A 25454-nucleotide genomic window follows, 5' to 3' on the forward strand; every position below is an offset into this window, starting at 1 on the left:
GTGGGGGAATTTTAACCAAGCTGGCGGAGCAAAGCATGCTATTCCTCGCAACTCGGTGAAAAGGGTCAATTGAGATCGGTTAAATGTGAGTGAAACCACTTTCACAGGTGCCGAAACAGGCGAAGATGAGTTGAAAATAGATCAAACAAGGCAGAGGTAAATCATGTTGTTAGAGCCCGAAAATAGTGCCAAAGCACGACAATTATTGAACCAGAGTATGGCACTGGTGCTGGCGGGTGGACGTGGTAGTCGCCTGAAGCAGTTGACTGACAACCGCGCCAAGCCTGCCGTCCATTTCGGTGGCAAATTCCGGATCATTGATTTTGTGCTCTCCAACTGTATCAACTCGGGGATCCGCCGCGTTGGTGTAGTCACCCAATACAAATCTCACAGCCTGCTGCGTCACCTGCAATCGGGCTGGTCCTTCCTGCGTTACCAGATGAACGAATTCATCGACCTGCTCCCTGCCCAGCAACGGGTGGACGAGGTGCACTGGTATCGCGGCACCGCCGATGCCATCTATCAGAACGTCGATATCATCCGTGACTACGGCCCCAAATACCTGGTGGTGCTGGCGGGGGATCACATCTACAAGATGGATTACGCAGCCATGCTGCTCGACCATGTGCGCCTTGGCGCCAAGGTGACTGTGGCTTGTATCGAGGTGCCGCGGGCCGAGGCATCCGCCTTCGGGATCATGGATATCGACGAGCAGCGCAAGATCCGCGCCTTCGTCGAAAAACCGGCCAATCCGCCCGCCATGCCGGGTTGCGAAGATCGCTCGCTGGCCTCCATGGGGATCTATATCTTCGAGGCGGAGTACCTCTACCAACTGCTGGAGGAGGATATTCACAATCAGGACTCCAAACACGACTTCGGGATGGATGTGATCCCCCGCATCGTGGAGGAGGGGATGGCATTTGCTCACCCCTTCAACATGTCCTGTGTCGGGGCGCGCGAGGGGCAAAAGCCCTACTGGCGTGACGTGGGTACGCTGGACTCTTTCTGGGAAGCGAACATGGATCTCGCCTCCGTGCTGCCCGAGCTCGATATCTACGATCAGAACTGGCCCATCTGGACCAGCCAGACCCTGACGCCACCGGCCAAGTTTGTGCAGGACCGCAACGGTCAGCATGGCATGACCATCAACTCCATGTTCTCGGGCGGTACCATCGTCAGCGGGTCGTTCGTGCTCAACTCGGTGCTCTTTACCAATGTGCGGGTGCACTCCTTCTGCACCCTGGATCAGGCCATCATCTTCCCCGGGGTCGAGATCGGCGCCGGTTGCCGTCTGCGCCGTGTGGTGGTGGACAAGGGATGTGTGCTGCCCGATGGGCTGGTGGTGGGCGAGAATGCCGATGAAGATAACCGCCGCTTCTACCGCTCCGAGCAGGGGATTGTACTGGTGACCAAGGAGATGCTGGACAAGCTGGTTTGAGGAAGGCCCTTGAAACTGTGTCAGACGCTGTAATGCAAAGGGAGCCAAGTTGGCTCCCTTTTTCATGCTGGTGAATGGCGAGGATTATTCGCTAACCACCGCTTTGGCGGCCATCACCATGGCGATGCCGTGCTTGCCACCTGCGGCGGTCACTTGCGGTACGCCATCTTCGTCGGTGTCGCTGCCGGCACCTTCGATGATGTTCTCGCCGGAGTCACCGATCCACTCGGCCATTTGCATGCCACCGTTGACGGTGCCACGGAACCAGCTGACGTACTGACCGGTCAGCTTCGCCAGCTCCAGCTCGGGCGCCTTCTCGGCCCCTTCGTTGCGCAGGTTCAGCATGGCAGAGCGCAGGGCGCCGGAGATGGCTGCTTGGGTCCAGGGGGTGTATTCACCCTGTTTACCCGCCAGCCAGGTGCCCGCTTTGGCATTGAAGTAGGCCTTGTCGACGGCGATGAACAGTTCGCGCGCCGCGGTGCGGTACTTGGCATCCGAGGTCGCCAGGAAGGCGGCGGTTAGGCCGCGGATGGCGGCAAACTGCGCGTCGATGGAGTGGCCGGCATCGAGCTTGCCATCTAGCGTGATGCCGTCATGCACCAGACCATTTTTGCCCTTGAGGTTGGCAAGGATGAAATCGGCCTGTTTGCGGATCAAGTCGAGCGCCTCTTGACCCTGCTGGGTCTTGAGGTTCAGCTCGCCATTGTCACCGGCGGCGTAACCGACCGGCAGCGCATCCTGAGCGCGCTGGAAGATCTGCAGGGCGACCAGTGCGTAAGCAGCGTCAAAGGTGGTGACGTGCTTGCCCTGTTTGCCTGCCTGCCAGCTGTCGACCAGGGTACCAGCCTTGGCATCAAAGTGCAGGGCCGCCAGGTTCTTGAAGGTGAGGTTGGAGAGATTGATCGCCAGCGAGAAGGCATCGCTGCCCGCGACCGCTTTGCCCAGGTCATTGGTCTTGTTGGCAGCCGGTGCGGCGGCAAACGGCGCGCCGTCAAACACGGCGTGGAAGGCCGGGTTCTGGTTGGTGTTGGCGCTGCGCTGATCGCTGAAGGCATAGAACTCGGAGAGCGGCCACAGCATCATCCAGGCATCGCGCAGCTGAGCGGAGCCATCCACCACCTCCAGCTTGCCGATGGCACCGGCATCGTTGTTGCTGGTTTCGGTCACTTTCACCTGATGGGGGAAGTAGACAACGCCCTTGGCCGGATCGTACTGCGGGGTGATCTTGGCGCCCAGTTGCTTGCCATCGAAGCCAAGCTGGTTCTGCATGATGGCCAGCTTGTCGATGGATTGCTCGGTCAGCATCATGCCGTTGAAGCCATCGGCGGCAGAGACGCCCAGCTTGTGCTTGCCATCCTGATCCATGGTGGCGGAGGCGGCTTCTACCTCTTCATCGGTCTCGGCTACGTGCATGCCGCCGAGGAAGTCCTGCGACCACATCACCTCTTTGAGCAGGATGCCGCCTACCGCTGCGGGCACCAGCAGGTTGTCACTGCCGCTCCAGCGCAGGGTGCTGTAGTCACGGAAGTAGGCGGGCACCTGGGTCTTGACGGTTTTCTCGGTCCCTTTGGCGGTCTTGATGGTGATCTGGTCGCCATTGACCGGGGTGGCGTTGACGGCCTGGGCAAACTCCGGATTGGCGGAGGCGTAGGGCAGGGAGAGGGGATACATGCCCTGCGGCACTTCATCCGCCGGGAAGCCAACGGCATCGGCCATGGCCAACACCCGTTGCCCCAGAGATGCCATGGTGCCGCCACGGGCCAGGTTTTGCGGCCCGTTCACCAGATGCGGGCCCATGCCGGATTGGTAGTTGAGGGCGTACATCGCCTCTTCGGAGTATTCGTAGGATTCGATGCCGGCAGCGAAGTCGAACGAGGTCGGCTCATCGGCACGGTTGGCATCCAGCACATCCAGATCCAACCCCAGCGCTTCGGCCAGCGGCTCACCGGAGAGCTCGAATTCGGTATAGGCCAGCATGTTGGCGGCGGTATTGAATGTCTTGTCTTCGACTTTGACGGCAGCGTGTGCGGCGCCGCTGATCAGTGCGCAGGCAATCGCCTGAACCAGTACGGTTTTTCTCATGTCCCTTCTCACCATTGGTTTTATTATTGACGCTTCTCATAACGAATCTAAATGAGAATGGTCTGCATTATGCTGTGTTGCAGGGGACTTGAGAAGTAAAAAACCGCCCCATTCGGCTGCACGTTAAACCGGATGTGCGCTGTCGAAGAGGACGGTTATCTGTTTATTGCGATGAAAGTGCCAGTGCGGCGGCGATCAGAGCACCTTGAACGGGATCACCAGACGGCCCGGCTCTACCTTGAGGGCTTCTACCTTCTCTTTGATCCTGGCTTCGTTCTTTCGGCTGCTGTCGAGACGATAGACCGGGGTTTGCGACAGGAACAGGGAGAGCGACTGATTGAAGGTGGGCAGGATGGGGGTCAATGCGGCACCTATGTTGGCCGGATCGGTCTGAACCGAGACCAGTTCGAGATCACGCAGGTAGATAGCGCCCTGATCGGCCACATAGTCCGGGCGGGCACTCAGGGCAAAGCGGATCTTCATCTGCTGGCTGCCAAGGGGACTGCTCACCTGCAGGTCGCCAGCGGCATCCAGCTCGATGCGATCCGGTTGCTTGCGGCCGATACGGCTCTGCATCTCATCCAGACGGATCTTGCTCGACATGATGCCGGGGATCCCCAGCTGTTTTTCAAAAGAGACCTGCTCTTTGAGGTACTGGTTGATTTCGGCCTCGCTGACGTTGTACTGGGTCAGGGAGCAGGCCCCCAGCAGCAGGGCGAGGGGGAGTAACAACAGCTGTTTCAACATGATGGATTCCGCGTGGGCAAATTTGATGGCGCTATCTTACGCGATAATGGGCGTGGAATGAGAGCCTCATACCGTGGGAAAGCACGGGGTTGCTGCATTCCCGGTTGTTTTTTGGCAACCGTCGGGTTCATCATCGACGGGTTAACTGAGTAGGACAGAGCTGTTGGCAACGGGAGTTGGCCCACGCCTGAGCAAAGCGTGAGTAGAGCACAAGAAGAGAGCGAGGAGAGGGCAATGGAGCGGATGGACAAGGTTGGCCGCAGGGTGCTGCTGTGGTTTGGCTGCATGATGGGACTCTGGAGCTCGTCGCTGTGGGCCGATGTGAAAGTGATCCCGGTCTTCGAGGCGCAGGCGGCTGTGCAGACCCTCAAGGAGATCTATCCCCAGCTTGGGGTGAGTGCCATGGGCAACCAGCTGGTGCTGAGCGGAACGCCAGCCCAGTTGCAGGAGGCCGAAGCCACGTTGGCCCAGATCAACCAGCCGCCGCAAAGCCTGCTTATCGAGTGGCGGGTCGATGGGGCCGCCAGCGGCCAGCAACTGGGGGGCTCAATCAGTCGCGACGAGGCCAAAAGGCAGTGGCTGCTCGATGGCAATGCAGAGCAGTATCAACGCAGCCAGAACGACAGCTGGCAGGTGCGTGGGCTTTCGGGTCGCCCCGTGCTGTTGCAGATGGGCTCCTATCAGCCGGTGACCTTCTATCAATGGAACGGGGGCGCCGTGGTGGGGATGATGCCGCTGGTGAACGGCCTCTATGCCACGGCCACCTTGATTGGCGATCGGGTGCAGATTGCGCTGAGCAGCGAGCAGGCGAGGCTGGAGCAGGGCACCATCAGCACGGGACAGAGTGCCACCGAAGTGAGCGGGGCCCCGGGCCAGTGGCTGACGGTGGGGGAACTTTCGACCAGTTCAGCAGATCAGGGGAGCCGCCTTGGCACCCAGCTACAGGTAGGGCGAGGCAGCCAGAGCGAGCGCCAGACCCTGCAGATCCGGGTCACTCGTCAATAGGTGTCAGCCCCGTCAGTGGGGCTGATCTGCGGCATATTCCCGCAGTTGGCGACTGCGCAGCAGATACCATAGTGACCAGAGGCTGGCGACCAGCACCAGTGCGGTGGGCCAGCTGAATGACCACTTCTGCAGATTGAGGCTGTGCAACTGCATCAGCAGGCCGCTGACGGCAGAGCAGAGCAGCAGCAGCGGGCTGTGGCGCCGGAGTCTGGCGCGAATGCTCTGGGTCTGCTGATAGGTGCCCCCGCAGGCGAGCAACGCCAGCATGGCGGGCACGTCGGTCAGCAGGCTGATGTAGAGGGTGATCTTGTCCGGATAAAAGAGGGTCAGGATCGCTGCCGCTCTCGCGGGTCACTCCCGCCATCAGAAAGAGCCAGACCGAGCGGGTCAGCAACAGGGCGATGGGCCAGAACCAGAGGGGCGGGCGCAACTGGCCGTGATCGTCATATCGGTGTTCGGGGTAGAGGGTCATGGTTGCCCGTTATCCACTTGAATTGAGTGATGAAGGGGATATGGGGCGACGAAGCGTCCTTTGCAAGGCGTTGGGTGTGGCGCAAATTAATCGGGGGGCCATGCCCCCCAATCCGTTTCTTCAGATATCGCAGCGCGCGTCGGCGGCGTTACAGCCAGCCTTTGCGCTTGAAGAAGAGGCCGGTACCGAGCGATGACATCACCATCAGCACCAGTGACATGGGATAACCATACTCCCAGGCGAGCTCCGGCATGCGGCCGAAGTTCATGCCGTAGATACTGGCGATCAGGGTCGGCGGCAGGAAGATCACGGCGGCTACCGAGAAGATCTTGATCACCTTGTTCTGCTCCAGATTGGTCACCCCCATGGAGGCCTCCAGCTGGAAGTTGATCTTGTCGAACAGGAACTGGGTGTGGGGCAAGAGAGACTCCACGTCGTGCAGCATCTCGTCGATCCACTTGTTCTGCTCAAGGCTCATGCGCTGGCGCAGGCTGCGTTTGAGGAAACGCAGGGCGCGGCGGGTATCGTGCAGAGAGAGACGGATCTGGCCGTTGGCCTCTTCCTGTGCCATCAACTCTTTCAGCATGGGGTTGATCTGATCCGGCTCGAAGATCTGATCGGCGGTGTTTTCCAAGGTCTTGTAACCATCTTCGATAAGGTCGGAGAGGTACTCCACCTTGAGGTTCTGCACCTCCAGCAGGATGTCGAGGGCATCCTCCACCTCCAGCCGATCCTGGCGCATATAGTGGCGCAGCAGGCGCACCAGCCCGATGTCATCTTCACGAATGCTGATCAGCAGGTTGTTGCGCAGGGTAAAGGAGACGTGGACACCCTTGGTGTCACGACCGATCCGCTGGGGAAACAGGGAGTGAATGTGCAGACCATCGGTATCCCAGTAAAAACGGGCGGATGCTTCGATGTCGTCGAGCTCTTCCTTGTCGGGGACCTCTTCCAGGAACAGGCCCGTCAACCATTCTCGCTCTGCCGTGTCCGGCTTGTAGGCATCCAGCCAGACCGTGTTGTCAGGTACTATGTCGTCAGGCCCGAGCGTGACTATGTCCAGCACCTTGTTGTTGAGAATGTAGGCGGTGATCATCTGTCCCCCCTTAAAAAGTCATGGGTAATCAGGGATGGTTGCACAGGTCATGCGACCTTAGATCGCTGCAGAAGGCGATCCCGTGGATAAGCAGATCGGGCCGATGGAAAACCTGAATGCGGCGAACTATACAGGGGCGGGCCGCGCTTGTCAGGGGCTATTCATCAGGGATTCAGCCTGTTTGTTCAAAAAAACAGCGAGGTCGGATCACCTGAGCGGCTATGCGGGGCAGAACCCGGCCTTTGGCTGGAGGAGGGCTAGCTGGGGCTGCTTGCTGCCGCTGCCCCGCTTCATCACATGTTCGGATAATTGGGCCCGGAGCCCCCCTGTGGTGGCGTCCAGACGATGTTTTGGGACTGAGTATCTTTGATGTCACCGCATCTTGGCATCGCCGTTCGATCACATATTCGGATAGTTGGGCCCGGAGCCCCCCTGTGGTGGTGTCCAGACGATGTTTTGGGACTGGGTATCTTTGATGTCACCGCGTCTTGGTATCGCCGTACTTCATCACATATTCGGATAATTGGGTCCGGAGCCCCCCTGTGGCGGCGTCCAGATAATGTTTTGACTGGGATCTTTAATGTCACAGGTCTTGCAGTGAATGCAGTTGGCGGCATTGATCTGCAGTTTGGCCGCACCTTCCATTTCCAGTACTTCAAACACCCCGGCCGGGCAGTAGCGTTGGGCGGGTTCGGCCCAGGTGGGCAGATTGACCTCGACCGGAATGCGCTCGTCCTGCAGCTTGAGGTGACAAGGCTGATCCTCGTCGTGACTGGTGTTGGCCAGATACACAGACGAGAGTTTGTCAAAGCTCAGCTTGCCATCGGGTTTGGGATAATGGATGGGCTCGCAGCGGCTGGCCACGCGCAGCTGACGGTAATCGTGAGCCTTATCGAGCAGCTTGAAGGGCGAGTTTGCGCCAAACAGCCGTTGCTCCAGCCAGTTGAAGGCACCGCCCAACCAGGGACCATAGCGATGAAGCGCCGCGCCGAAGTTGCGCGCCGCCTTGAGTTCGCGGGCCAGCCAGCTCTGGTGCAGCTCGTCACCATACTGGGCCAGATCCCGGCCCCCTTCATCACCACCTCGCAGCGCCATCGCGACGGTTTTTGCCGCCAGCATGCCGGACTTCATGGCGGTGTGGATCCCCTTGATGCGGGAAAAGTCGAGAGTGCCCGCATCGCAGCCGATCAGCAGGCCGCCCGGGAAGTGCATGCGGGGCAGGGCGTGCCAGCCCCCCTTGGTGATGGCGCGTGCGCCATAGCTGATGCGCTCCCCATCTTGCAACACGCCAGCGATAAGCGGGTGATGTTTGAGGCGCTGGAATTCGTCAAACGGGCTGAGCCAGGGATTCTGGTAGTTGAGATCGACGATCAGCCCGACCGCCACCTGATCCCCCTCCATGTGATAGAGATAGAAGCCACCGTGGCTATTGCCGCCCCCCTGCTTGCCAAGGGGCCAGCCACTACCGTGCAGCACCTGTCCTGCTTTGCCTTGGCCAGCAGGCAGTTGCCACAGCTCCTTGAAACCGATGGCATAGTGCTGGGGCTGGGCAGGGCTTGCCAGGTTGAAGTCGGCGATCAGCTGCTTGCCGAGATGACCTCGGGCACCCTCGGCAAAGAGGGTGTAGCGGCCGAGCAGCGCCATGCCGGGCACATGATCAGCTTTTGGATTGCCCGCCCGATCCAGCCCCAGATCGCCGGTGATGACCCCCTTGACCCGGCCCGCTTCCATGATAAGTTCGCTGGCGGTAAATCCCGGGTATATTTCGATTCCCAGTTTTTCCGCCTGTTGGCCAAGCCAGCGGCAGAGATTGCCGAGGCTGACGATGTGACAGCCCTCATTGTGCATCCGGGGCGGCACCGCCCAGGCGGGGAGTTGCAGGGAGTGTTGCTCGCTTTGCAGCAGATGAACCTGATCGTCGCTGACCGGCACGCCGAGCGGCGCTTGCTGCCAGCCATCCGGCAGCAGTTCTTGCAAGGCGACGGGATCAAACAGGGCGCCGGAGAGCAGATGGGCGCCAATTTCCGCCCCTTTCTCCAGAAGACAGACGGAGAGAGTGGCATCCTGCTGTTTCAGGGCGATGGCTGCACTGAGCCCCGCCGGACCGCCGCCGACGATGACGACATCAAATTCCATTGCTTCCCGTTCCATCTTGCCTCTGCGCTCTGGTTGGCCTAGGGTAATGCTGGTAGTTTACGTAAACGTAAAGCGGTTGTAAGCAAAACTGAGCAAGAAAAAGCAAAAAATCAGGGAAGAGCGTACTGCAACAAACGCAGAGGCACACTAATGAATTCAATCCAAAGAGACGAGGCATGACCCCATGAAGCTGCTGGTCGCGATCAAACGGGTAGTCGACTACAACGTCAAGATCCGGGTGAAGGGAGACGGTTCCGACGTGGAGCTGGCCAATGTGAAGATGGGGATCAACCCCTTTTGTGAAATTGCGGTGGAGGAGGGGGTCAGGCTGCGGGAAGCGGGTATCGCCAGCGAGCTGGTGGTGGTGACCTTTGGCCCTGACGCTGCCGCCGAGCAACTGCGCCATGGGCTGGCGCTGGGGGCGGATCGGGCGCTGCACTATATAACCGGTGAGAGTGTCACCGATGAGACGCTCACCCCGCTGACTGTCGCCCGCGCCTTGCACAAGGTGTGTGAGCAGGAGCTGCCGGATCTGGTGCTGCTCGGCAAGCAATCCATCGATTCAGACAACAATCAGGTGGCCCAGATGCTGGCTGCCCTCAATGAGTGGCCGCTGGCGACCTGCGCGTCAGCCCTCAAGGTGGAAGCGGGGGAACTGCTGGTGACCCGCGAAATCGACGGTGGCCTCGAGACCCTGGGCATGCCGTTGCCTGCGGTGGTGAGCGCCGATCTGCGTTTGAATGAACCGCGCTTTGCTTCGTTGCCCAACATCATGAAGGCCAAGCGCAAGCCGCTTGATAGCGCCCCGTTCTCGACACTCGCCGTTGAGGTGGCCAATCAGACCCGCTTGCTAGGGGTGATGGCACCGCCAGCCCGCAGCGCCGGGATCAAGGTGGGCTCGGTGGACGAGCTGGTGGACAAACTCAAACACGAAGCGAAGGTGCTGCCATGAGCGTGCTGATCATTGCCGAACATCATCAGGGCCATCTGGCCGACAACGTGGCACAACTGGTCACCGCCGCCGGATCCATCGGCGGTCAAGTTGACCTGCTGTTACTGGGTCAGGGGCTGACCGAGGCGGGTGAACAGGCGGCTGCCCTTGGCGGTGTCGACAAGGTGTTGCTTGCCGAACATCCCCGCTTGGCCGACGGGCTGCTGGATGGGGTGGACAAGCTGCTGGCCAGCTGGTGCGAAGGTTACAGCCACTGCCTGATGGCGGCGAGTGCCATGGGCAAGGCGCTGCTGCCACAGGTGGCGGCCCGGCTCGGGGTGGAGATGCTCTCCGAGGTGACGGCTATCGAGAGTAGCGACACCTTCCTGCGCCCCATTTATGCGGGCAATGCCATTGCCAGAGTGGCAAGCTCGGCACCCGTCAAGGTGATGACAGTGCGGGCCACCGCGTTTGCCAAGGCGGCGACAGGCGGGCAGGCTCTCATCGAACGCTTGGCCGTGCCCGAATTCGCTGGTCGTACCCGGTTGGTCGAGCGCCGCGCGGTGCGCTCCAGCAGGCCCGAACTGACCGCCGCCCGGGTGGTGGTCTCCGGTGGTCGGGCTCTGGGGTCCAAGGCGCAGTTTGCCCTGATTGAGGCGCTGGCCGACAAGCTGGGTGGGGCGGTGGGGGCATCGCGGGCCGCCGTTGATGCAGGATATGTCGCCAACGATCTGCAGGTGGGGCAGACCGGCAAGGTGGTGGCGCCCGAGCTCTATATCGCGGTCGGCATTTCGGGCGCCATCCAGCATCTGGCGGGGATGAAGGAGTCGAAGGTGATCGTGGCCATCAACAAGGACAGCGACGCCCCCATCTTTCAAGTGGCGGACTACGGGCTGGTGGGGGATCTCTTCACTCTGCTGCCGGAGCTCACCGCCAAACTGTAAATTTGTCAGAAACGGCACCGCAGTGGTCGTTTATGCGCTCTGCCCGCCATTTCTGTGCATGTTCCCTGCAAGCCCTGACCCGTTCAGGGCTTTTTCTCCTGCAAGGGGGTCGCAGAGTGACGGTAAAAGGCTGAGCCAGCTCCCAAAAAGCCTTTGATCCGCTGGCTGCTCTTGTGTAAAACCTGACAAGTCATCGATTACTCTCATCCACTCACGGAAAGCGTCATGAGCAAACAGATTTACAACTTCTGCGCCGGCCCCGCCATGCTGCCGGTTGAAGTCATGGAGCGCGCCCAGCGCGAATTTTGTAATTTTCAGGGGCTGGGAGCCTCGGTCATGGAGCTTTCCCATCGCGGCAAGCCCTACATGGCGGTTGCCGAGAAGGCCGAAGCGGATCTGCGCGAACTGCTGGCGGTGCCGGACAACTACAAGGTGCTCTTCATGCACGGTGGCGGCCGCGGTCAGTTCTCCGCTGTGCCCATGAACCTGCTGGGCGGGGCCAACAAGAAGGCGGACTTCCTGCTGACCGGTGTCTGGTCCCAGAGCGCGGTGGATGAAGCCAAAAAGTATGGCGATATCCAGACCTTCCAGGGGGTTGCCAAGAACGAGCAGGGGATCTCTCACCTGTTGCCGACCCCGGCGTTTCGCGCCGATGCGGCTTATGTTCACTACTGCCCGAACGAAACCATTGACGGCATCGAGATGTTTGACATCCCGGCCACTGGCGAGGTGCCGCTGGTGGCGGATCTCTCCTCCACCATTCTCTCCCGTCCTCTCGATGTGAGCCGCTTTGGCATCATCTATGCTGGTGCCCAGAAGAATATCGGGCCGTCCGGGCTTGCCATCGCCATCGTGCGCGATGACCTGCTGGATCAGGCCCGCGCTGATGTACCGTCGATTTTTGACTACCAGCTCACCGCCAAGAACGACTCCATGTTCAACACGCCGCCCACCTACGCCTGGTATCTGGCCGGTCTGGTGTTCGAGTGGCTCAAGGAACAGGGTGGCCTCGAGGCGATGGAAGCGCGCAACAAGGAGAAGGCCGACTTCCTCTACGACTATCTCGATCAGTCGAGCTTCTATGGCAATCAGGTGGATGTCAGCTGCCGTTCGCGGATGAACATCCCGTTCCAGCTGAAAAATGCCGAGCTGGACAAGCAGTTCCTGGCCGAATCGGAAGCCGCTGGCCTGCTGGCCCTCAAAGGGCACCGCATCGTCGGTGGCATGCGCGCCAGCATCTACAACGCCATGCCGCTGGAGGGAGTGAAGGCCCTGGTGAGCTTTATGGATGGCTTTGCCAAGCGCAACGGCTGAGAACAGAGCCCCTATGTGTTTGCTGGTGGCCTCTCGTGACAACCAGTGAGCCGCTTCCAGCTATTGCAGTGATTCAAGACGCCGGGGATACCCCGGCGTCTTTTTTTCAACAGAACCAGCGCGCTGGCGTTTGCCGTGCGATTTCCCCTGAAAGTGCCCTTGCCGAGCGGGACGCAGGCTGTTAACGTCCGGACAGGCGTTTATTTTTGAGATAGCACAGGAAGTCTATGAATTCGTTGCGTTTGGAACCCATTTCTCGTGTAGCCGGTGAGGTCAATCTGCCCGGATCCAAGAGTGTCTCTAACCGTGCGCTGCTGCTGGCGGCGCTGGCTCGTGGCACCACCCGTCTGACCAACCTGCTCGACAGCGATGACATTCGTCATATGCTGGCTGCGCTGACCCAGCTCGGGGTCAAGTACAAGCTCTCCGCCGACAAGACCGAGTGTACGGTGCAGGGCCAGGGCCGCAGCTTTGCGGTAAAAGAGCCGGTCAATCTGTTCCTCGGCAACGCCGGTACTGCGATGCGACCGCTCTGCGCCGCGCTATGCCTCGGCTCCGGTGAATATACCCTGGGTGGCGAGCCGCGCATGGAAGAGCGTCCCATCGGCCATCTGGTGGATGCTCTACGTGAGGCGGGTGCCCATATCCAGTACCTGAAACACGATGGTTATCCGCCGCTGGTGGTGGATGCCAAGGGGCTGTGGGGCGGTGACGTGCACGTCGATGGCTCCGTCTCCAGCCAGTTCCTGACCGCGTTTTTGATGGCGGCGCCAATGGCGGCCGGTGATACCCGGATCCACATCAAGGGGGAGCTGGTTTCCAAGCCCTACATCGACATCACCCTGCACATCATGAAGCAGTTCGGGGTGGTCATCGAGCACGACAACTACAAGCTGTTCTACATCAAGGGCAACCAGACCTACATCAGCCCGGGTGATTTTCTGGTGGAAGGGGATGCCTCCAGCGCCTCCTACTTCCTCGCGGCGGGTGCCATCAAGGGCAAGGTACGGGTCACCGGTATCGGCAAGCACAGCATTCAGGGTGATATTCACTTCGCCGATGTGCTGGAGAAGATGGGCGCGCGCATCACCTGGGGCGATGATTTCATCGAGGCGGAGCAGGCGCCGCTGCACGGAGTGGATATGGACATGAACCATATTCCCGATGCGGCCATGACCATCGCCGTTGCCGCGCTGTTTGCCGAGGGGCCGACCTCCATTCGCAATATCTACAACTGGCGGGTGAAGGAGACCGATCGTCTGCACGCCATGGCGACCGAGCTGCGCAAGCTGGGCGTCGAAGTGGAGGAGGGGCATGACTTTATCACCGTGACCCCGCCGACCCAGCTCAAGCATGCCGAGATCGATACCTACAACGATCACCGTATCGCCATGTGCTTCTCGCTGGTGGCGTTGTCGGATACCCCGGTCACCATCAATGATCCCAAGTGCACGTCGAAGACCTTCCCGGATTACTTCGACAAGCTGGCCAGTATCAGCCAGCGTGGCTGATCACTGACAAACCCGTCATCACCGACGCTTCGGGCCCGCGCTGAGCGGGCCTTTTTGCCTTCCTCACCAGCATCGTCATTTCGCTTAGCATCATTTCAATAACTTGCAAGATTGCCATATAAAATAGTTTTGTAATTGCTGTAATTTCCTATTTACACATGCGCGGTCGCGGGCTATGTTGAGATTTCCTAATCGCAGTCATCTAGCAGGAAGCCTTGTCATGCAGCATCAAACCGACGACGTTCGTATCAGTGAAATCAAAGAGTTATTACCCCCGGTTGCGGTGCTTGAGAAGTTTCCGGCTACCGAGGTGGCCTCGTCCACCGTTTTTGAATCCCGTCAGGCCATTCACAATATCCTGGCTGGCGAAGATGATCGTCTGCTGGTGGTGATTGGCCCTTGCTCCATCCATGATCCGGTTGCCGCGCTGGAGTACGGCAAGCGCCTCAAGGCGTTGCGCGACGAGCTGAAAGGTCAGCTGGAGATCGTGATGCGGGTCTACTTCGAAAAACCGCGCACCACAGTGGGCTGGAAGGGGCTGATCAACGATCCGTACCTCGACAATAGCTGCAAGATCAACGACGGTCTGCGCATTGGTCGCAAGCTGTTGCTGGATCTCAACGACATGGGGCTGCCGACTGCCTCCGAGTTCCTCGACATGATCACCCCGCAATATGTGGCGGATCTGATGAGCTGGGGCGCGATCGGTGCCCGTACCACCGAATCCCAGGTACACCGCGAGCTAGCCTCCGGCCTCTCCTGTCCGGTGGGCTTCAAGAACGGCACTGACGGCACCATCAAGGTCGCCATCGATGCCATCGGGGCTGCCAGTGCGCCGCACCACTTCCTGTCGGTCACCAAATACGGTCACTCCGCCATCGTGGCGACCCGTGGCAACCCGGATTGTCACATCATCCTGCGTGGTGGTCGTGAGCCGAACTACAGCGCCGCACATGTCAGCGAAGTTGTGAAGGGGCTGGAGAAGGCTGGTCTGCCACAGAAGGTGATGATCGACTTTAGTCACGCCAACAGCAGCAAACAGTTCAAGAACCAGATGGTGGTGGCTGAAGATGTAGCCGATCAGCTGCGTGCCGGCAGCAAGGCGGTGTTTGGTGTGATGGTGGAGAGCCATCTGGTAGAAGGCCGTCAGGATCTGGTGGAAGGGTGTGAACTCACCGTCGGTCAGAGCATCACCGATGCCTGCATCGGTTGGGCTGATACCGAAGTGTTGCTGCGCAACCTGGCGGATGCAGTCGCAACCCGCAACGCCCGCTAAAGTCATCCCGGCGGCGTAGTTAATAGTCAGCGCGCCGCTGGAACAGCAACGATGCCATTCGGCCAAATCGAATCCATAAAGCAAAAACGCGACCCTCGGGTCGCGCTTTTTCATATGTGAAGTGGATTACCAGCGGTAGGTTTTCAGCAGCGCCTCCAGTTTCTGGCACTGCTCTACCAATTGGATGCTGGCGAGGTTGGCGGCGTGCGCTTGACCCAGGGTGTCGTTGGAGGTGTTGCGAATGTCGCTCACCGAGCTGTCTACCTCATGGCAGACCCTATCCTGCTCTTCGGCCGACTGGGCCATCTGGGCGTTGAGGTCATTGATGCGGGCGATGCGCTCGATGATGTTCTGCATGGCTGCCAGAGTCGCTTCGGTCTTGCTGATGCTCTCATCGGCTTTGCTTTTTGCATCCCCGATCACCGTAACTGCGCTCTGGGCCTCATTTTGCAGGGCGGCGATCATCTGGGAGATCTCTTCGCTAGCGGTGCGGCTGCGGTTGGAGAGGGCCCGCACTTCATCGGCCACCACCGCAAAGCCACGGCCTTGCTCGCCTGCCCGGGCCGCTTCAATCGCAGCGTTGAGGGCCAGCAGGTTGGTCTGATCGGCAATCCCCTTGATCACCTCGAGCACACCGTCAACCGCAAGACAGCGACTGTCGAGTTGCTGGATTACCTGATCCACCCGATCGATCTCTGCCGACATCTCGCCCATATCGGTGATGGAGTGCTGGGCGAGGCGACTGGTGTCAGCGGCATCCTGATTGGTGAGGGCGGAGAGCTCGGCGCTGTGGCGGGCATGTTCGCGCACCTCATGAGAGCTGGCGGCCAGCTCGCTGACGGCGGCGGCAACCTGGGTGGTCATCCCCTCTTGCTGGCGGGCCGAGTTTTCGGTCTGGGTCGCCACCTGACGGATCTGGTTCGACTCCTGATAGAGCTGGTGGGTTGCCCCTTCCACCTCCTGCAGGCTGTGGCGGAATCCCTGCACCATGTCATTGACGGCGCGGGTCATCTGGCCCAGTTCATCCCGGCTGTGATTGACCAGGGGGAGGGCGAGGTCGCGCTCTTTGGCCATCCGGATCATGGTGAGCTGCAGCTGGCGCAGAGGGTGTTTCACGTAGCGTTGCAATACCCACCAGAGCAAGCCGAAGCCGAGGCTGAAGACGGCGGCCAGGCTGCCGCTCAGGATCAGGTTGTTGTGGCGGATCTCGCCGAAGGTGTGGCTGAGGTCATAACTGATCCGCACAGCCCCCATCACGGTCCCCTCATTGACCTGATGACAGGTGAGGCATTGGGTGCCGCGATACTCCTTGTAGGCTTTGAACGGTTTGATCAGGGTGAGCCGGTTGCCCTGCTGCTCCAGAATGGCTTCGCCCTGATTGATGGCTCGCTCATCGAGGGGATCCTGCGCTTTCTGATCCGGGTGACCCGGGCCAAACAGGTTGCTTACTGCTGGTGCGCGCACCAGACGGGCCTCAACGATGCCCGCTTCACTCTTGAGTTTGGTCTGCACTATCTGCCGGTTGGCCATGCCACCAGTCATCATCAGCACGTTCACCTGATCCATATAGGTGTTGGCCATGCTCTCAACTTTCTCCTCAGCCAGCCGGATGGCGAGATCCCGTTGCAGCCATGCGGAGAGTTCGAAGCAGAGGCCAAAGGTGGTGCTGATGACCAGCGCAAGAGGGAGGAATATTTTCCAGTTCAAGGAGAGGTTATGCATTTTGGGCAAGTTCCATGCGCTTGGTGTTGTTATGTGATCCCGTATCATCTTGATCGTAGACGAAGAAACGGCGGGAGATGGTTCTCTATCGGCACACGATAACCACTCTTGAGTAAATAATCTGTTAAGCAGATCGGTAATGCAGGTTGCCAAAATGCCTTTCGGGAGGGGGGCTGCTCCTCGGGTTGATCCAGAACAAATTGCCAGTAACGATAATCGTTATCATTGTCATTATTTGCTGATAATAGTGACCATCATGAATCTGACCCCTTCCATGACCGGTATTGCCACGCCGGATCCCCTCAAGTTTGCTTTTAGCGCCAAGACCTCGGCTCACGCCAGTCGGGGAGGGATGCGCCCCTTCCCGCTGGATGAGGCTGGCTGGCAGAGTTGGTGGCTGCGAGAGAGTGAAGCTGAGGAGCGAGCCCTCTACATCCACATTCCGTTTTGCCGAAAGCGCTGCAGCTTCTGCAATTTCTTTGAAAATGGCGCCAATCCGGCGCGGATCAACCGCTATGTCAACGCCCTCTGCGCCTCCCTTGCGCAGGCGACTGACACCCCGTTGGCGCAGAGCATGCCGTTTTCAGCCGTCTATGTGGGGGGCGGTACGCCGACCGACATGAGCGCCGACGAGCTGGCCATGCTGGCCGCCGTGATCCGCCGTTTCCCGTTGGCGGCCGATGCCGAGGTGACGCTGGAGGGACGGCTCAACGGCTTTGATGATGAGAAATGGCAGGTTGCGCTGGCGGGGGGCTTCAACCGCTTCTCATTTGGGGTGCAGAGCTTTGATACCCGGGTGCGTCAGCAGGCGGCCCGTTTCGATGACAGGGAGACGCTGCTGACCCGTCTGGGTGAGCTGACCCGGGATGATGCTGCTGTGATCGTGGCGGATCTTATCTTTGGTCTGCCCGGTCAGGATGATGCCGTGTGGCAGCAGGATATCCGCGATGTGATGGCGAGCGGTGTACACGGGGTCGATCTCTATCAGCTCATTGCCATGCAGGGCACCAATCTGGAGCGGGCGCAGGAGAAGGGCACCCTGGATTGGCTCGCTGATGGCCAGCAGCGGGCGGCCATGTATGCCTATGGCGGGGCGCAACTGGAAGCTCAGGGCTGGGAGCGTCTATCTTGCAGCCACTGGCGGCGCAGTCCGGCCGAGCAGAGTCGTTATAACCAGATGGCCAAGCGCGGTGCGGAGATCCTCCCCTTTGGTGCCGGTGCTGGGGGCAGCATTCTTGGCCATGGCTTGATGTATGGACGGGATCTGGCCCCCTGGCACGATGCGCTGGCCAGTGGCAAGCGGGCGCCCGGGATGGTGATGGGACGCAATCCCAATGCAAGGATGGACGGTCTGCTGCGTGGCGCCCTCGACAGTGGCGTGCTGGCGCTGGATCGTCTGCCAGCGCCTTTGCTGACCCATCTGATGCCGCTTTTTGCCGCCTGGCAGCAGCACGGGCTGGCCGAGATAAGCCATGAGCGACTACAACTCACCCTCGCCGGACGCTTCTGGAACGTCAATATGCAGGCTGGCTTGTTCGAGTTCTTGCAGCTCAATCCGCTCGATGGTTCTGCGCCGCCCAGCCATGGTACTGCCGCGGTGCGCCATTCGCTGGTTTGAGCCCGAGCGGAGCATTTGCAAGGAGCACTTGCACGGCTCCGAGCGATCCATAACGAAAGAGGGAGCCTTGCAGGCTCCCTCTTTTGGCTTGGCAGTTAGCGTCGCGCGAGCTTACTCGTCGCTGCTCTCCTGATAGCTGTCGCGCATTGCTTTGGGCAGACGGCGCATCGGCGCAAAGCCGATATCCTCGCCCACTACTTCCCGCTTGCGGGACTTGTTTTGAGGAGACTGGGCCGGTTTTTTGCTTGCCTCTCCCTTGGTTTTGCCCTTGCCTGCGGCTGGTTTGCCCTTGGCATTGCTGCTCTTGGCGTTGGCATGGCCGCGAGCCCGAGGCGGGTTCTGCACCGGCTTGCTGCCCGGCAGAGTCTGGCGACTCGGCTTGCCGCTTGGCTCATACCCTTCCAGGATCTCCACGGTCAGGGATTGGCCGATCAGGGCTTCGATCGCCTTGAGCTGACCCAGCTCGTCCTGACTGACCAGCGAGATGGCCTCGCCGCCACGACCGGCGCGGCCGGTACGGCCGATACGGTGGATGTAATCCTCCGCCATCTGGGGCAGTTCAAAGTTGATCACGTAGGGCAGTTGATCGATGTCCAGACCGCGGGCGGCGATATCGGTCGCTACCAGCACCCGCACCTCGCCACTGCGAAAATCGGCCAGCGCCCGGTTGCGGGCTCCCTGGCTCTTGTCACCGTGGATCGCCACGGTATTGAGGCCATCTTTTTGCATCTGCTGGGCGAGGCGGTCGGCGATCTGCTTGGTGCGGACAAACACCAGCACCCGCTGCCAGTTGCCACGGCCAATCATATGGGAGAGCAGCTCGCGGCGGCGTTCCCGATCTACCTGAATGATGCGCTGGGTCACCTGCTCGGCGGCAGTATTGCTGGGGTCCACCTCGATCAGGGTGGGGTCGTTCAGCAGATCATCGGCCAGCGCCTTGATGTCGTTTGAGAAGGTGGCAGAGAAGAGCAGGGTTTGCCGCTCTGCAGGCAGCGCCTTCATGATGCGGCGGATGTCGACGATAAAGCCCATGTCGAGCATGCGATCCGCTTCATCCAGCACCAGCACTTCCAGCTGGCTCAGGGTCAGGGCGCCCTGGGTCAGCAGATCCAGCAGACGGCCCGGGGTGGCGACAAGAATGTCAACTCCCAGCTTGATGGCGTCCAGATTGGGCTTGATGCTGACACCGCCATAGGCGATCAGCGTCTTGAACGGCAGGTGGTGGGCATACTTGATGATGCTCTCGCCAACCTGGGCCGCCAGTTCGCGGGTCGGGGTCAGTACCAGTGCGCGCACCTGACGACGGCCACGACCGTGGTTGGCCAGCAGACGCTGCAACATCGGCAGGGTGAAACCGGCCGTTTTACCTGTGCCTGTCTGAGCGCCGCCGAGCACATCCTGACCGGCCAGAATGGCCGGAATCGCTTGCTGCTGGATGGGGGTTGGCTGTTCGTAACCCAGCTCCTTGACGGCCCGCAGAATATGCGGAGACAGACCCAGTTCGTTGAATGACATGTTCGAGAGAAACTCCTGAGATGAGCCTTTGGCTCAACGGGCAGCCGGCGTGTTGGGGCCAGCCACGATATGGAAAAGATAGTGGGGCCGTAATATAGCAAAAGAGCGGCCGATGCGCAGTAGCTGTCGCACCGGCCGCCATACAATCGTTCAACGCAGTGGCGTAAAACGGTGCGGGAGCATCAGAGCATCTCGCGGATCTGCTCGGCCAGACTCTCCGGTTTGGCCTGGGGGGCGAAACGCTCTACCACATTGCCATCGCGGTCGATCAGGAACTTGGTGAAGTTCCATTTGACGTTTTCCAGCCCAAGAAAGCCCGGTTTCTGTTGCTTGAGCCACTGATAGAAGGGGTGGGCATGCTCACCGTTGACATCGCACTTGGCCATGATGGGGAAGGTGACCGGATAGTCGAGGGAGCAGAAGCGGGCGATCTCGTCCGCATCCCCCGGCTCCTGATTGCCAAACTGGTTGCAGGGGAAGCCCAAAATCACCAGCCCCTTGGGGCCGAGCTCCCGATAGAGCGTTTCCAGCCCTTCATATTGGGGAGTAAAGCCGCAGCGACTGGCCACATTGACCACCAGCACCACCTTGCCCGCCAGTTGAGTCAGCGGGTAGGGGGTACCATCCAGTCGTTGCAAAGTGAGATCGGGCAGAGGCATAAGAAGATCCTTTCGTGGGTGATGCGCGGGTTGTGCCGTGAGTGGTTCGGTCGGTGACAGAGACAAGCGCCGGATGAACAGCAACATGGCGATGCGGCTACGGTATCGGTTGGCTCTTGGCACCGCAAGGAGGCCGCGGCGCCTCCTCGTCCCGATTGCAAGGGCCATCACAGTTTCGACAGCCAATACGCTCTTTGGCAGGGCGGGATCACAACTGGCGACAAAAATGCGGGGCGGCGGGCAGCAACTCGCGTATTGATGTTGGGACTTCTCAAGAGAAGCAAACCGGTTTGTGACTTTGCCGGTAAGTCGCTACAAAGCGCCCTCTTTCCACTCATTGTGAGCCAATCTTGGACTATCAAGCTGCCATGGATGCCATTTACACCCGGGGATGGGTGATAGTGGATGATTTTTTGACCGCCGCCGAGGTGGATGCCCTCAAAGCCTGTTTGCCAAGCGAATGGCAACCGGCCGGGATCGGCCGTGACGCCCTGCACCAGGGCAATCCCGATATTCGCCGTGACCAGATCCACTGGCTGGAGCCCTCCCTCGGTGCGCCGGTGGCCGACTACCTCGCCCGGATGGAGTCCCTGCGTCTTGCCGCCAACCGGATGCTGATGCTGGGATTGTTCGACTACGAGGCACACTTCGCCCGCTATCGCAGCGGGGATTTTTACGCCACCCATCGGGATGCCTTTGCCGGTCGCTCCAACCGCCGTCTTACCACCGTATTTTACCTCAACAACGACTGGCTGCCCGAAGCGGGTGGAGTGCTGCGCATGTATGACGACAAGGAGCAGTTTCTGATGGATGTCAGCCCCAAGGGGGGGCGGCTGGTCATGTTTCTCTCCGAGGAGTTTCCCCACGAGGTGCTGCCTGCCAATCAGGAGCGCTACAGCATTGCCGGCTGGTTTCGGGTCAATGGCAACGGCATGGGAAGGGTCGATCCCCCGCGCTGAGGGGCAATGTGTCCCGATTTTGACACAGGGGAGACTTTTCACTGCAAGAAGTGGGGTCATGGGTCTCCCATCAGCTGACAAGGGTTGAGCTCCCTTGCTACACTGGCGCGCACTTATGTTCGTATCTGGCTTCGTCCGGTTTTTATGGTGGTTGGCTTATCAAATGGTCATGACGAGGCCGCTTTTCCCAAGGGATCACATCTAATGAAGAACATGCATGTCTTGCTGCTGTGCGGCGGCGGTGGCTCAGAGCACGAAGTTTCTCTGCGCAGCGCCAATTTCCTCGAGCAACAACTGGGCCTTCTGCCCGGTGTCGAAGTGACCCGCGTCGAGATGTTCGCCGATCGCTGGCTCAGTGCCGATGGCCGCGAGTGCAAGCTGGGGCTCGACAAGCTGCTTTCGTTCGACAGCGTGGCCCGTCCGGTGGATTACGTGGTGCCCTGCATCCACGGCTACCCGGGTGAGACCGGCGATCTGCAATCCTTCCTCGAACTGGCCGGATTGCCTTATCTCGGTTGCGATGCCGAGGCGAGCAAGATCTGCTTCAACAAGATCAGCACCAAGCTGTGGCTCTCCGCCATCGGCATTCCCAACACCCCGTACCTGTTCCTAACCGAGCAAAATGAGGCGGCGCTGGCCGAGGCCAAAGCCGCGCTGGCCAAGTGGGGCAAGGTCTTTATCAAGGCCGCTTCCCAGGGCTCTTCCGTTGGCTGCTACTCCGCCAGCAACGAAGCGGATCTTGTGAAAGGTATTGCCGATGCATTTGGTTACTCCGAACAGGTTCTGATCGAGAAAGCGGTCAAGCCGCGTGAGCTGGAAGTGGCGGTTTACCAGTATGGTGACGAGCTGGTGGCGACTTATCCGGGCGAGATCTGCGTGCCGCAGGACAAGTTCTACACCTATGAAGAGAAGTACAGCAGCGCCAGCCATACCGAGACGGCACTGCGTGCCGAGGGACTGACCCAGGCGCAGGCCGATGCGATCCACGAGTATGCCCTCAAGGCGTTCCGTCAGCTGAAACTGACCCATCTCTCCCGCATCGACTTCTTCCTGACCGAGGAGGGGGAGATCCTGCTGAATGAAATCAACACCTTCCCGGGCATGACCTCCATCTCCATGTTCCCGAAACTGTTGGAGCATCACGGTCACCGCTTCGCCGACTACCTTGAGCAGATCCTGCGCAAGGCCAGCTAAGCGTGCTCTCCCGCTCGCGGGATGAAGCAGGACCCAATAAAAAATCCCCGCCAATCGGCGGGGATTTTTTATGTCTTTATCAAGCGGGGCAGGCCAGCTTGAAGGGATAAACAGGCGGGGATGACTCTTCCCCGCCTGTTGCTACCTGTGGGTGTTACCGGCGGTTAGCCGCGAGCCACCCGAAAGCGCACGCTGCGGGAGTGGCACGGCGCCAGCTCGCCAAACTCGCCAGCGGCCAGTTCAAGGGGCAGGGGCTGCTCGTCCATCCGCACCGCTTGCCAGTCGTGCAGGGCGTGTTCGCAGCTCACTTTGCCACCCTCCAGTACCGCCTGCTCGCTCGGGTTGTAGACCCGGATCACCAGCGCCTCTTCATCCTCGGCCTTTTTCAGGGCGCTCAGCACCGGACCGGACGGGTCCATGGAGAACAGACTGAAGTGCAGCGGGGTGGTGAAGCTTGCCTTGTTGAGCTTCATGGCATCGAACGGGATCTTGTTGTAGCAGCGCACCGGGGTGAGGTAGCTGCGCGCCGCCTGCATCACGTTGGCGCTGATGTGATCGCCAGCAAACGCCAGCAGGCTGAAACGGCAGCTGAGTTTGCCACGCACCTGGGAGTCCGGGGTGGGCAGCTTGATGCCGGAGGGGCGACCCGGGCGCAGCAGCAGCTCCTCTTTACCTAGTACGCCGACCCCGCGCAGCAGGGTGAGAGCCAGGGTGTCGCACTGCTCACCGATCACTTCAAACTCGCGCAGACCGTCGCTCAGCACCGCCAGCCCCTGCTTGCCATCTTGCAGGGCGACGAAGTTCATCAGTTGCCAGACCGGAATGGGGGCCTCTTTCCACCCCTCCGCTTCCCAGTTCGCCATGGCGCTGTCGCGGGTGGGGCGGGTGATGCAGCCAAACTGGTTATCGGATACCACTGTGTCGCTCGGGAAGGGGGTGGGGATCAGCACCCGCACCCGGTGATCATCGGCCTGATTGTCGAGCTCCAGCTCGATGTCGATCCGTGGGCTCTGGTGCGCCAGCGTGATGCGGCAGGTGACATCGAGATGGCCGCTGCACTGGCGGTTGGCACGCTCGGTGAGGTTGGCAGGCAATGCCATACGCAGTTTGAGCGTAGCGATGCTCTGCCACGCCTGATGGGTGACCTCGCGGGTCACCGCAAACTCGGTGGAGTAGCGCAGCCACTCGTCGCGCGATGGCGAGTAGTCATACTCGTCGCCATCATCGGAGCCCTCTTCCAGCGTGAGCACCTGATCGAAGGTGGTGCCGCGCAGCTTGTCCAGGATCTGCAGGGTGCCGTTGTCATTGAGGGCGATGCGGTAAAAATTGTTCTCCAGCAGATCGTCGCTGGCCGTCACCGGCTGCTCCAGTCCCGGCTGGTTGCCCTCAATATGGAGGGTGCAGTAACCCATGGCCGGCAGAGGATGGCAGAGCTGGATGTCGTACTCCATAAAGGGGTCGTAGTTGCCGTAGTGAACGATCTGTCTGTCCACCAGACCCGGGTCAATCTCGCGTCTGGCGCGGATGAAGTAGGGGACCGGCTGGCCCGCTTCATCGCGCAGGGCAAAGGATTGAGCGCGAATGCGGATGCTGGTGTTGATCACCTCCTGACGGGGGAAGGGCATCAGGTTGAACAGGCAGAGCTTGTCGGCTACCTGCACGCCGTCTTCGCACAGCGCCACCGGCATGTTGTCGACAATCTTGCGCATGTAGAAGCGGATCAGGTTTTCGGCCATGTCGTCGGCCAGAATGAAGCGGGTCATCACCTCCTGATGCACCTTGTCGCTGCAGCAGCAGCCGATGCTGTCGTGGGCGTGGTTCTTCATGATCTCCTTCCACATCTTCTCAAGCAGCCCATGGTGGTACTCGAAGCCGAGTGCCCAGGCGATGCTCGCCAGCGGCTCGAGGATGTTGACGATCTTGTTCTCGATGGCGGCGTGGGCCAGCTTGATGTCCATCCGGGTGGAGGAGATGGTACGGTGTACCCGCATGTATTTGCCGTCGTTGAACTCCCCCTTGAGGGTGGCCAGTTGGTCGCGGCACGCCTCGATGCGCTCGAAGACCTGCTCGAAGCGGCTCATGTGGAATTCACGCTGGGGGTAGATCTCGCGCAGCTTGTCGATGATGGCGAAGATGTTCTGTTGCAGCGGCATCTGATCGTGGCCGTTGGGCAGCAGGATATCCTGGGTCACCGAGGCCTTCTCCAGCACCTCGAAGTAGGATTCGAGCCGCTTGCGCAGGCCCGCTTCATCTTCCGGCAGGTACTTGCCGATGGCGTAGCCAAGCGGCAGCACCTGGGCGGTCACCTCGCTGCCATCGTTGCTCTGCCAGAGGAACTCGGTCTTGTCGGTGCCGTGGCGCTCGGAGCAGCCGCGCCAGAACATGGCCCGATCGATCCCGAAGCCGTTGAAGATGTGGGGCAGTTGGGAAGACATGCCGAACGAGTCGGGCAGGTAACCGATCTTCATCGGCTCGCCAAGGCTAAGGCAGTCGCGCATCCCGTAGAGCAGGTTGCGCAGGATGGACTCGCCGCTCACCTGCATGGTGTCGGTCTGGGTGTACCAGGGGCCGATGATGAGCTTGCCCGCTTCCACCAGCGCCTTCACCCGGGCTTTGTTCTCGGGCTGGATGGCGAAGTAATCCTCCAGCACCGCAGTCTGGCCGTCCAGCACATAGAACTTGTAGTCGGGGTCGGATTCAAGACGCGCCAGGATCTCAGCCATGTTGTTGACCAGCAGGATGCGGGACTCCTCGGTGGTGAAGTACCACTCCCGATCCCAGTGCATGTGCGGCGTGATGTGAACTCGTGAAACAGTCATGACAATGATCCTTTGT

Annotated in this window: 19 protein-coding genes and 1 pseudogene; 10 read left to right on the forward strand and 10 right to left on the reverse strand. The window is 60.1% G+C overall.

The annotated features are described in order from the left end of the window. The first annotated feature begins 163 nt into the window (after positions 1–163). The gene (gene glgC / locus ACTG19_RS00375) at positions 164–1438 is read left to right on the forward strand and encodes a glucose-1-phosphate adenylyltransferase (RefSeq protein WP_201989305.1); all 1275 of its coding nucleotides are present in this window, start codon (positions 164–166) and stop codon (positions 1436–1438) included. Positions 1439–1522: 84 nt separating this feature from the next. On the opposite strand, the gene ACTG19_RS00380 is transcribed toward glgC, so the two are convergent. Next, positions 1523–3520: a hypothetical protein gene (locus tag ACTG19_RS00380; RefSeq protein ID WP_201989307.1), complete on the reverse strand. Its 1998-nt coding sequence runs from the start codon at positions 3518–3520 to the stop codon at positions 1523–1525. 195 nt (positions 3521–3715) lie between these two features. Continuing rightward, the gene (locus tag ACTG19_RS00385; protein WP_033138307.1) at positions 3716–4267 is read right to left on the reverse strand and encodes a lipoprotein; all 552 of its coding nucleotides are present in this window, start codon (positions 4265–4267) and stop codon (positions 3716–3718) included. Between the two features lie 285 nt (positions 4268–4552). Between ACTG19_RS00385 and ACTG19_RS00390 the strand changes: the two genes are divergently transcribed. Next, complete coding sequence (locus ACTG19_RS00390) at positions 4553–5272, forward strand: hypothetical protein (RefSeq protein WP_234923090.1); 720 nt, start codon at positions 4553–4555, stop codon at positions 5270–5272. 12 nt (positions 5273–5284) lie between these two features. Here ACTG19_RS00390 and ACTG19_RS00395 read toward each other — a convergent pair. The 4 genes and pseudogenes from ACTG19_RS00395 to ACTG19_RS00410 all read right to left on the reverse strand — a co-directional run bounded on the left by ACTG19_RS00395 (position 5285) and on the right by ACTG19_RS00410 (position 8991). Continuing rightward, a pseudogene (locus ACTG19_RS00395) lies at positions 5285–5744 on the reverse strand (DUF2919 domain-containing protein). A gap of 148 nt (positions 5745–5892) precedes the next feature. Continuing rightward, positions 5893–6840 carry a magnesium/cobalt transporter CorA gene (gene corA / locus ACTG19_RS00400; RefSeq protein ID WP_005337059.1) on the reverse strand — a complete coding sequence of 316 codons (948 nt, stop codon included), beginning with the start codon at positions 6838–6840 and terminating at the stop codon, positions 5893–5895. Positions 6841–7239: 399 nt separating this feature from the next. Further along, on the reverse strand, positions 7240–7335 hold the full coding sequence (locus ACTG19_RS00405; protein ID WP_082034880.1) for a 4Fe-4S dicluster domain-containing protein: 96 nt from the start codon (positions 7333–7335) through the stop codon (positions 7240–7242). Between the two features lie 12 nt (positions 7336–7347). After that, positions 7348–8991, reverse strand: coding sequence for an electron transfer flavoprotein-ubiquinone oxidoreductase (locus tag ACTG19_RS00410; protein WP_201989308.1), 1644 nt, complete (start codon positions 8989–8991; stop codon positions 7348–7350). A 169-nt stretch (positions 8992–9160) separates the two neighbouring features. Between ACTG19_RS00410 and ACTG19_RS00415 the strand changes: the two genes are divergently transcribed. From ACTG19_RS00415 to aroG, 5 genes are all read left to right on the forward strand, one after another. After that, positions 9161–9928, forward strand: coding sequence for an electron transfer flavoprotein subunit beta/FixA family protein (locus ACTG19_RS00415; RefSeq protein WP_113739373.1), 768 nt, complete (start codon positions 9161–9163; stop codon positions 9926–9928). After that, a complete protein-coding gene (locus ACTG19_RS00420) occupies positions 9925–10851 on the forward strand; it encodes an electron transfer flavoprotein subunit alpha/FixB family protein (protein WP_111900017.1) in 927 nt (308 codons plus the stop codon). Before ACTG19_RS00415 ends, ACTG19_RS00420 begins: the two co-directional genes overlap by 4 nt. A 225-nt stretch (positions 10852–11076) precedes the next feature. Next, a complete protein-coding gene (gene serC, locus ACTG19_RS00425; protein ID WP_058057450.1) occupies positions 11077–12165 on the forward strand; it encodes a 3-phosphoserine/phosphohydroxythreonine transaminase in 1089 nt (362 codons plus the stop codon). Between the two features lie 227 nt (positions 12166–12392). Then, positions 12393–13676, forward strand: a complete 1284-nt coding sequence (aroA, locus tag ACTG19_RS00430; RefSeq protein WP_113739374.1) for a 3-phosphoshikimate 1-carboxyvinyltransferase — start codon at positions 12393–12395, stop codon at positions 13674–13676. A gap of 220 nt (positions 13677–13896) precedes the next feature. Next, positions 13897–14952: a 3-deoxy-7-phosphoheptulonate synthase AroG gene (gene aroG, locus ACTG19_RS00435; protein ID WP_139708301.1), complete on the forward strand. Its 1056-nt coding sequence runs from the start codon at positions 13897–13899 to the stop codon at positions 14950–14952. Between the two features lie 126 nt (positions 14953–15078). Here the strand turns inward: aroG and ACTG19_RS00440 are convergent, their stop codons facing one another. Continuing rightward, the gene (locus ACTG19_RS00440) at positions 15079–16674 is read right to left on the reverse strand and encodes a methyl-accepting chemotaxis protein (protein ID WP_113739376.1); all 1596 of its coding nucleotides are present in this window, start codon (positions 16672–16674) and stop codon (positions 15079–15081) included. Positions 16675–16930: 256 nt separating this feature from the next. Here ACTG19_RS00440 and hutW point away from each other — a divergent pair, with 256 nt between their 5' ends. After that, the gene (gene hutW, locus ACTG19_RS00445; RefSeq protein WP_439988560.1) at positions 16931–18292 is read left to right on the forward strand and encodes a heme anaerobic degradation radical SAM methyltransferase ChuW/HutW; all 1362 of its coding nucleotides are present in this window, start codon (positions 16931–16933) and stop codon (positions 18290–18292) included. Between the two features lie 111 nt (positions 18293–18403). Here the strand turns inward: hutW and ACTG19_RS00450 are convergent, their stop codons facing one another. Together ACTG19_RS00450 and ACTG19_RS00455 are read right to left on the reverse strand one after the other, a co-directional pair. Beyond that, a complete protein-coding gene (locus tag ACTG19_RS00450; RefSeq protein ID WP_113739378.1) occupies positions 18404–19807 on the reverse strand; it encodes a DEAD/DEAH box helicase in 1404 nt (467 codons plus the stop codon). 182 nt (positions 19808–19989) lie between these two features. Next, on the reverse strand, positions 19990–20466 hold the full coding sequence (locus ACTG19_RS00455) for a glutathione peroxidase (RefSeq protein ID WP_042080383.1): 477 nt from the start codon (positions 20464–20466) through the stop codon (positions 19990–19992). A 350-nt stretch (positions 20467–20816) separates the two neighbouring features. On the opposite strand from ACTG19_RS00455, the gene ACTG19_RS00460 reads away from it, so the two are divergent. Both ACTG19_RS00460 and ACTG19_RS00465 read left to right on the forward strand, forming a co-directional pair. Next, positions 20817–21425, forward strand: coding sequence for a 2OG-Fe(II) oxygenase (locus ACTG19_RS00460; RefSeq protein WP_005344994.1), 609 nt, complete (start codon positions 20817–20819; stop codon positions 21423–21425). 204 nt (positions 21426–21629) lie between these two features. Continuing rightward, on the forward strand, positions 21630–22619 hold the full coding sequence (locus ACTG19_RS00465; protein WP_058057457.1) for a D-alanine--D-alanine ligase: 990 nt from the start codon (positions 21630–21632) through the stop codon (positions 22617–22619). A gap of 164 nt (positions 22620–22783) precedes the next feature. Here the strand turns inward: ACTG19_RS00465 and mngB are convergent, their stop codons facing one another. Next, positions 22784–25438 carry a mannosylglycerate hydrolase gene (mngB, locus tag ACTG19_RS00470; RefSeq protein ID WP_439988561.1) on the reverse strand — a complete coding sequence of 885 codons (2655 nt, stop codon included), beginning with the start codon at positions 25436–25438 and terminating at the stop codon, positions 22784–22786. Positions 25439–25454 lie beyond the last annotated feature (16 nt).

It is taken from the genome of Aeromonas sp. 3P, assembly GCF_051919745.1.
GTDB classification, from domain to species: Bacteria; Pseudomonadota; Gammaproteobacteria; order Enterobacterales; family Aeromonadaceae; genus Aeromonas; species Aeromonas veronii.

Bases quoted from the DNA above. Each gene is read 5' to 3' on its own strand.
- glgC (WP_201989305.1), top strand. From the start codon at position 164: ATGTTGTTAGAGCCCGAAAATAGTGCCAAAGCACGACAATTATTGAAC.
- ACTG19_RS00380 (WP_201989307.1), bottom strand. From the start codon at position 3,520: ATGAGAAAAACCGTACTGGTTCAGGCGATTGCCTGCGCACTGATCAGC.
- ACTG19_RS00385 (WP_033138307.1), bottom strand. From the start codon at position 4,267: ATGTTGAAACAGCTGTTGTTACTCCCCCTCGCCCTGCTGCTGGGGGCC.
- ACTG19_RS00390 (WP_234923090.1), top strand. From the start codon at position 4,553: ATGATGGGACTCTGGAGCTCGTCGCTGTGGGCCGATGTGAAAGTGATC.
- corA (WP_005337059.1), bottom strand. From the start codon at position 6,840: ATGATCACCGCCTACATTCTCAACAACAAGGTGCTGGACATAGTCACG.
- ACTG19_RS00410 (WP_201989308.1), bottom strand. From the start codon at position 8,991: ATGGAACGGGAAGCAATGGAATTTGATGTCGTCATCGTCGGCGGCGGT.
- ACTG19_RS00415 (WP_113739373.1), top strand. From the start codon at position 9,161: ATGAAGCTGCTGGTCGCGATCAAACGGGTAGTCGACTACAACGTCAAG.
- ACTG19_RS00420 (WP_111900017.1), top strand. From the start codon at position 9,925: ATGAGCGTGCTGATCATTGCCGAACATCATCAGGGCCATCTGGCCGAC.
- serC (WP_058057450.1), top strand. From the start codon at position 11,077: ATGAGCAAACAGATTTACAACTTCTGCGCCGGCCCCGCCATGCTGCCG.
- aroA (WP_113739374.1), top strand. From the start codon at position 12,393: ATGAATTCGTTGCGTTTGGAACCCATTTCTCGTGTAGCCGGTGAGGTC.
- aroG (WP_139708301.1), top strand. From the start codon at position 13,897: ATGCAGCATCAAACCGACGACGTTCGTATCAGTGAAATCAAAGAGTTA.
- ACTG19_RS00440 (WP_113739376.1), bottom strand. From the start codon at position 16,674: ATGCATAACCTCTCCTTGAACTGGAAAATATTCCTCCCTCTTGCGCTG.
- hutW (WP_439988560.1), top strand. From the start codon at position 16,931: ATGAATCTGACCCCTTCCATGACCGGTATTGCCACGCCGGATCCCCTC.
- ACTG19_RS00450 (WP_113739378.1), bottom strand. From the start codon at position 19,807: ATGTCATTCAACGAACTGGGTCTGTCTCCGCATATTCTGCGGGCCGTC.
- ACTG19_RS00455 (WP_042080383.1), bottom strand. From the start codon at position 20,466: ATGCCTCTGCCCGATCTCACTTTGCAACGACTGGATGGTACCCCCTAC.
- ACTG19_RS00465 (WP_058057457.1), top strand. From the start codon at position 21,630: ATGAAGAACATGCATGTCTTGCTGCTGTGCGGCGGCGGTGGCTCAGAG.
- mngB (WP_439988561.1), bottom strand. From the start codon at position 25,438: ATGACTGTTTCACGAGTTCACATCACGCCGCACATGCACTGGGATCGG.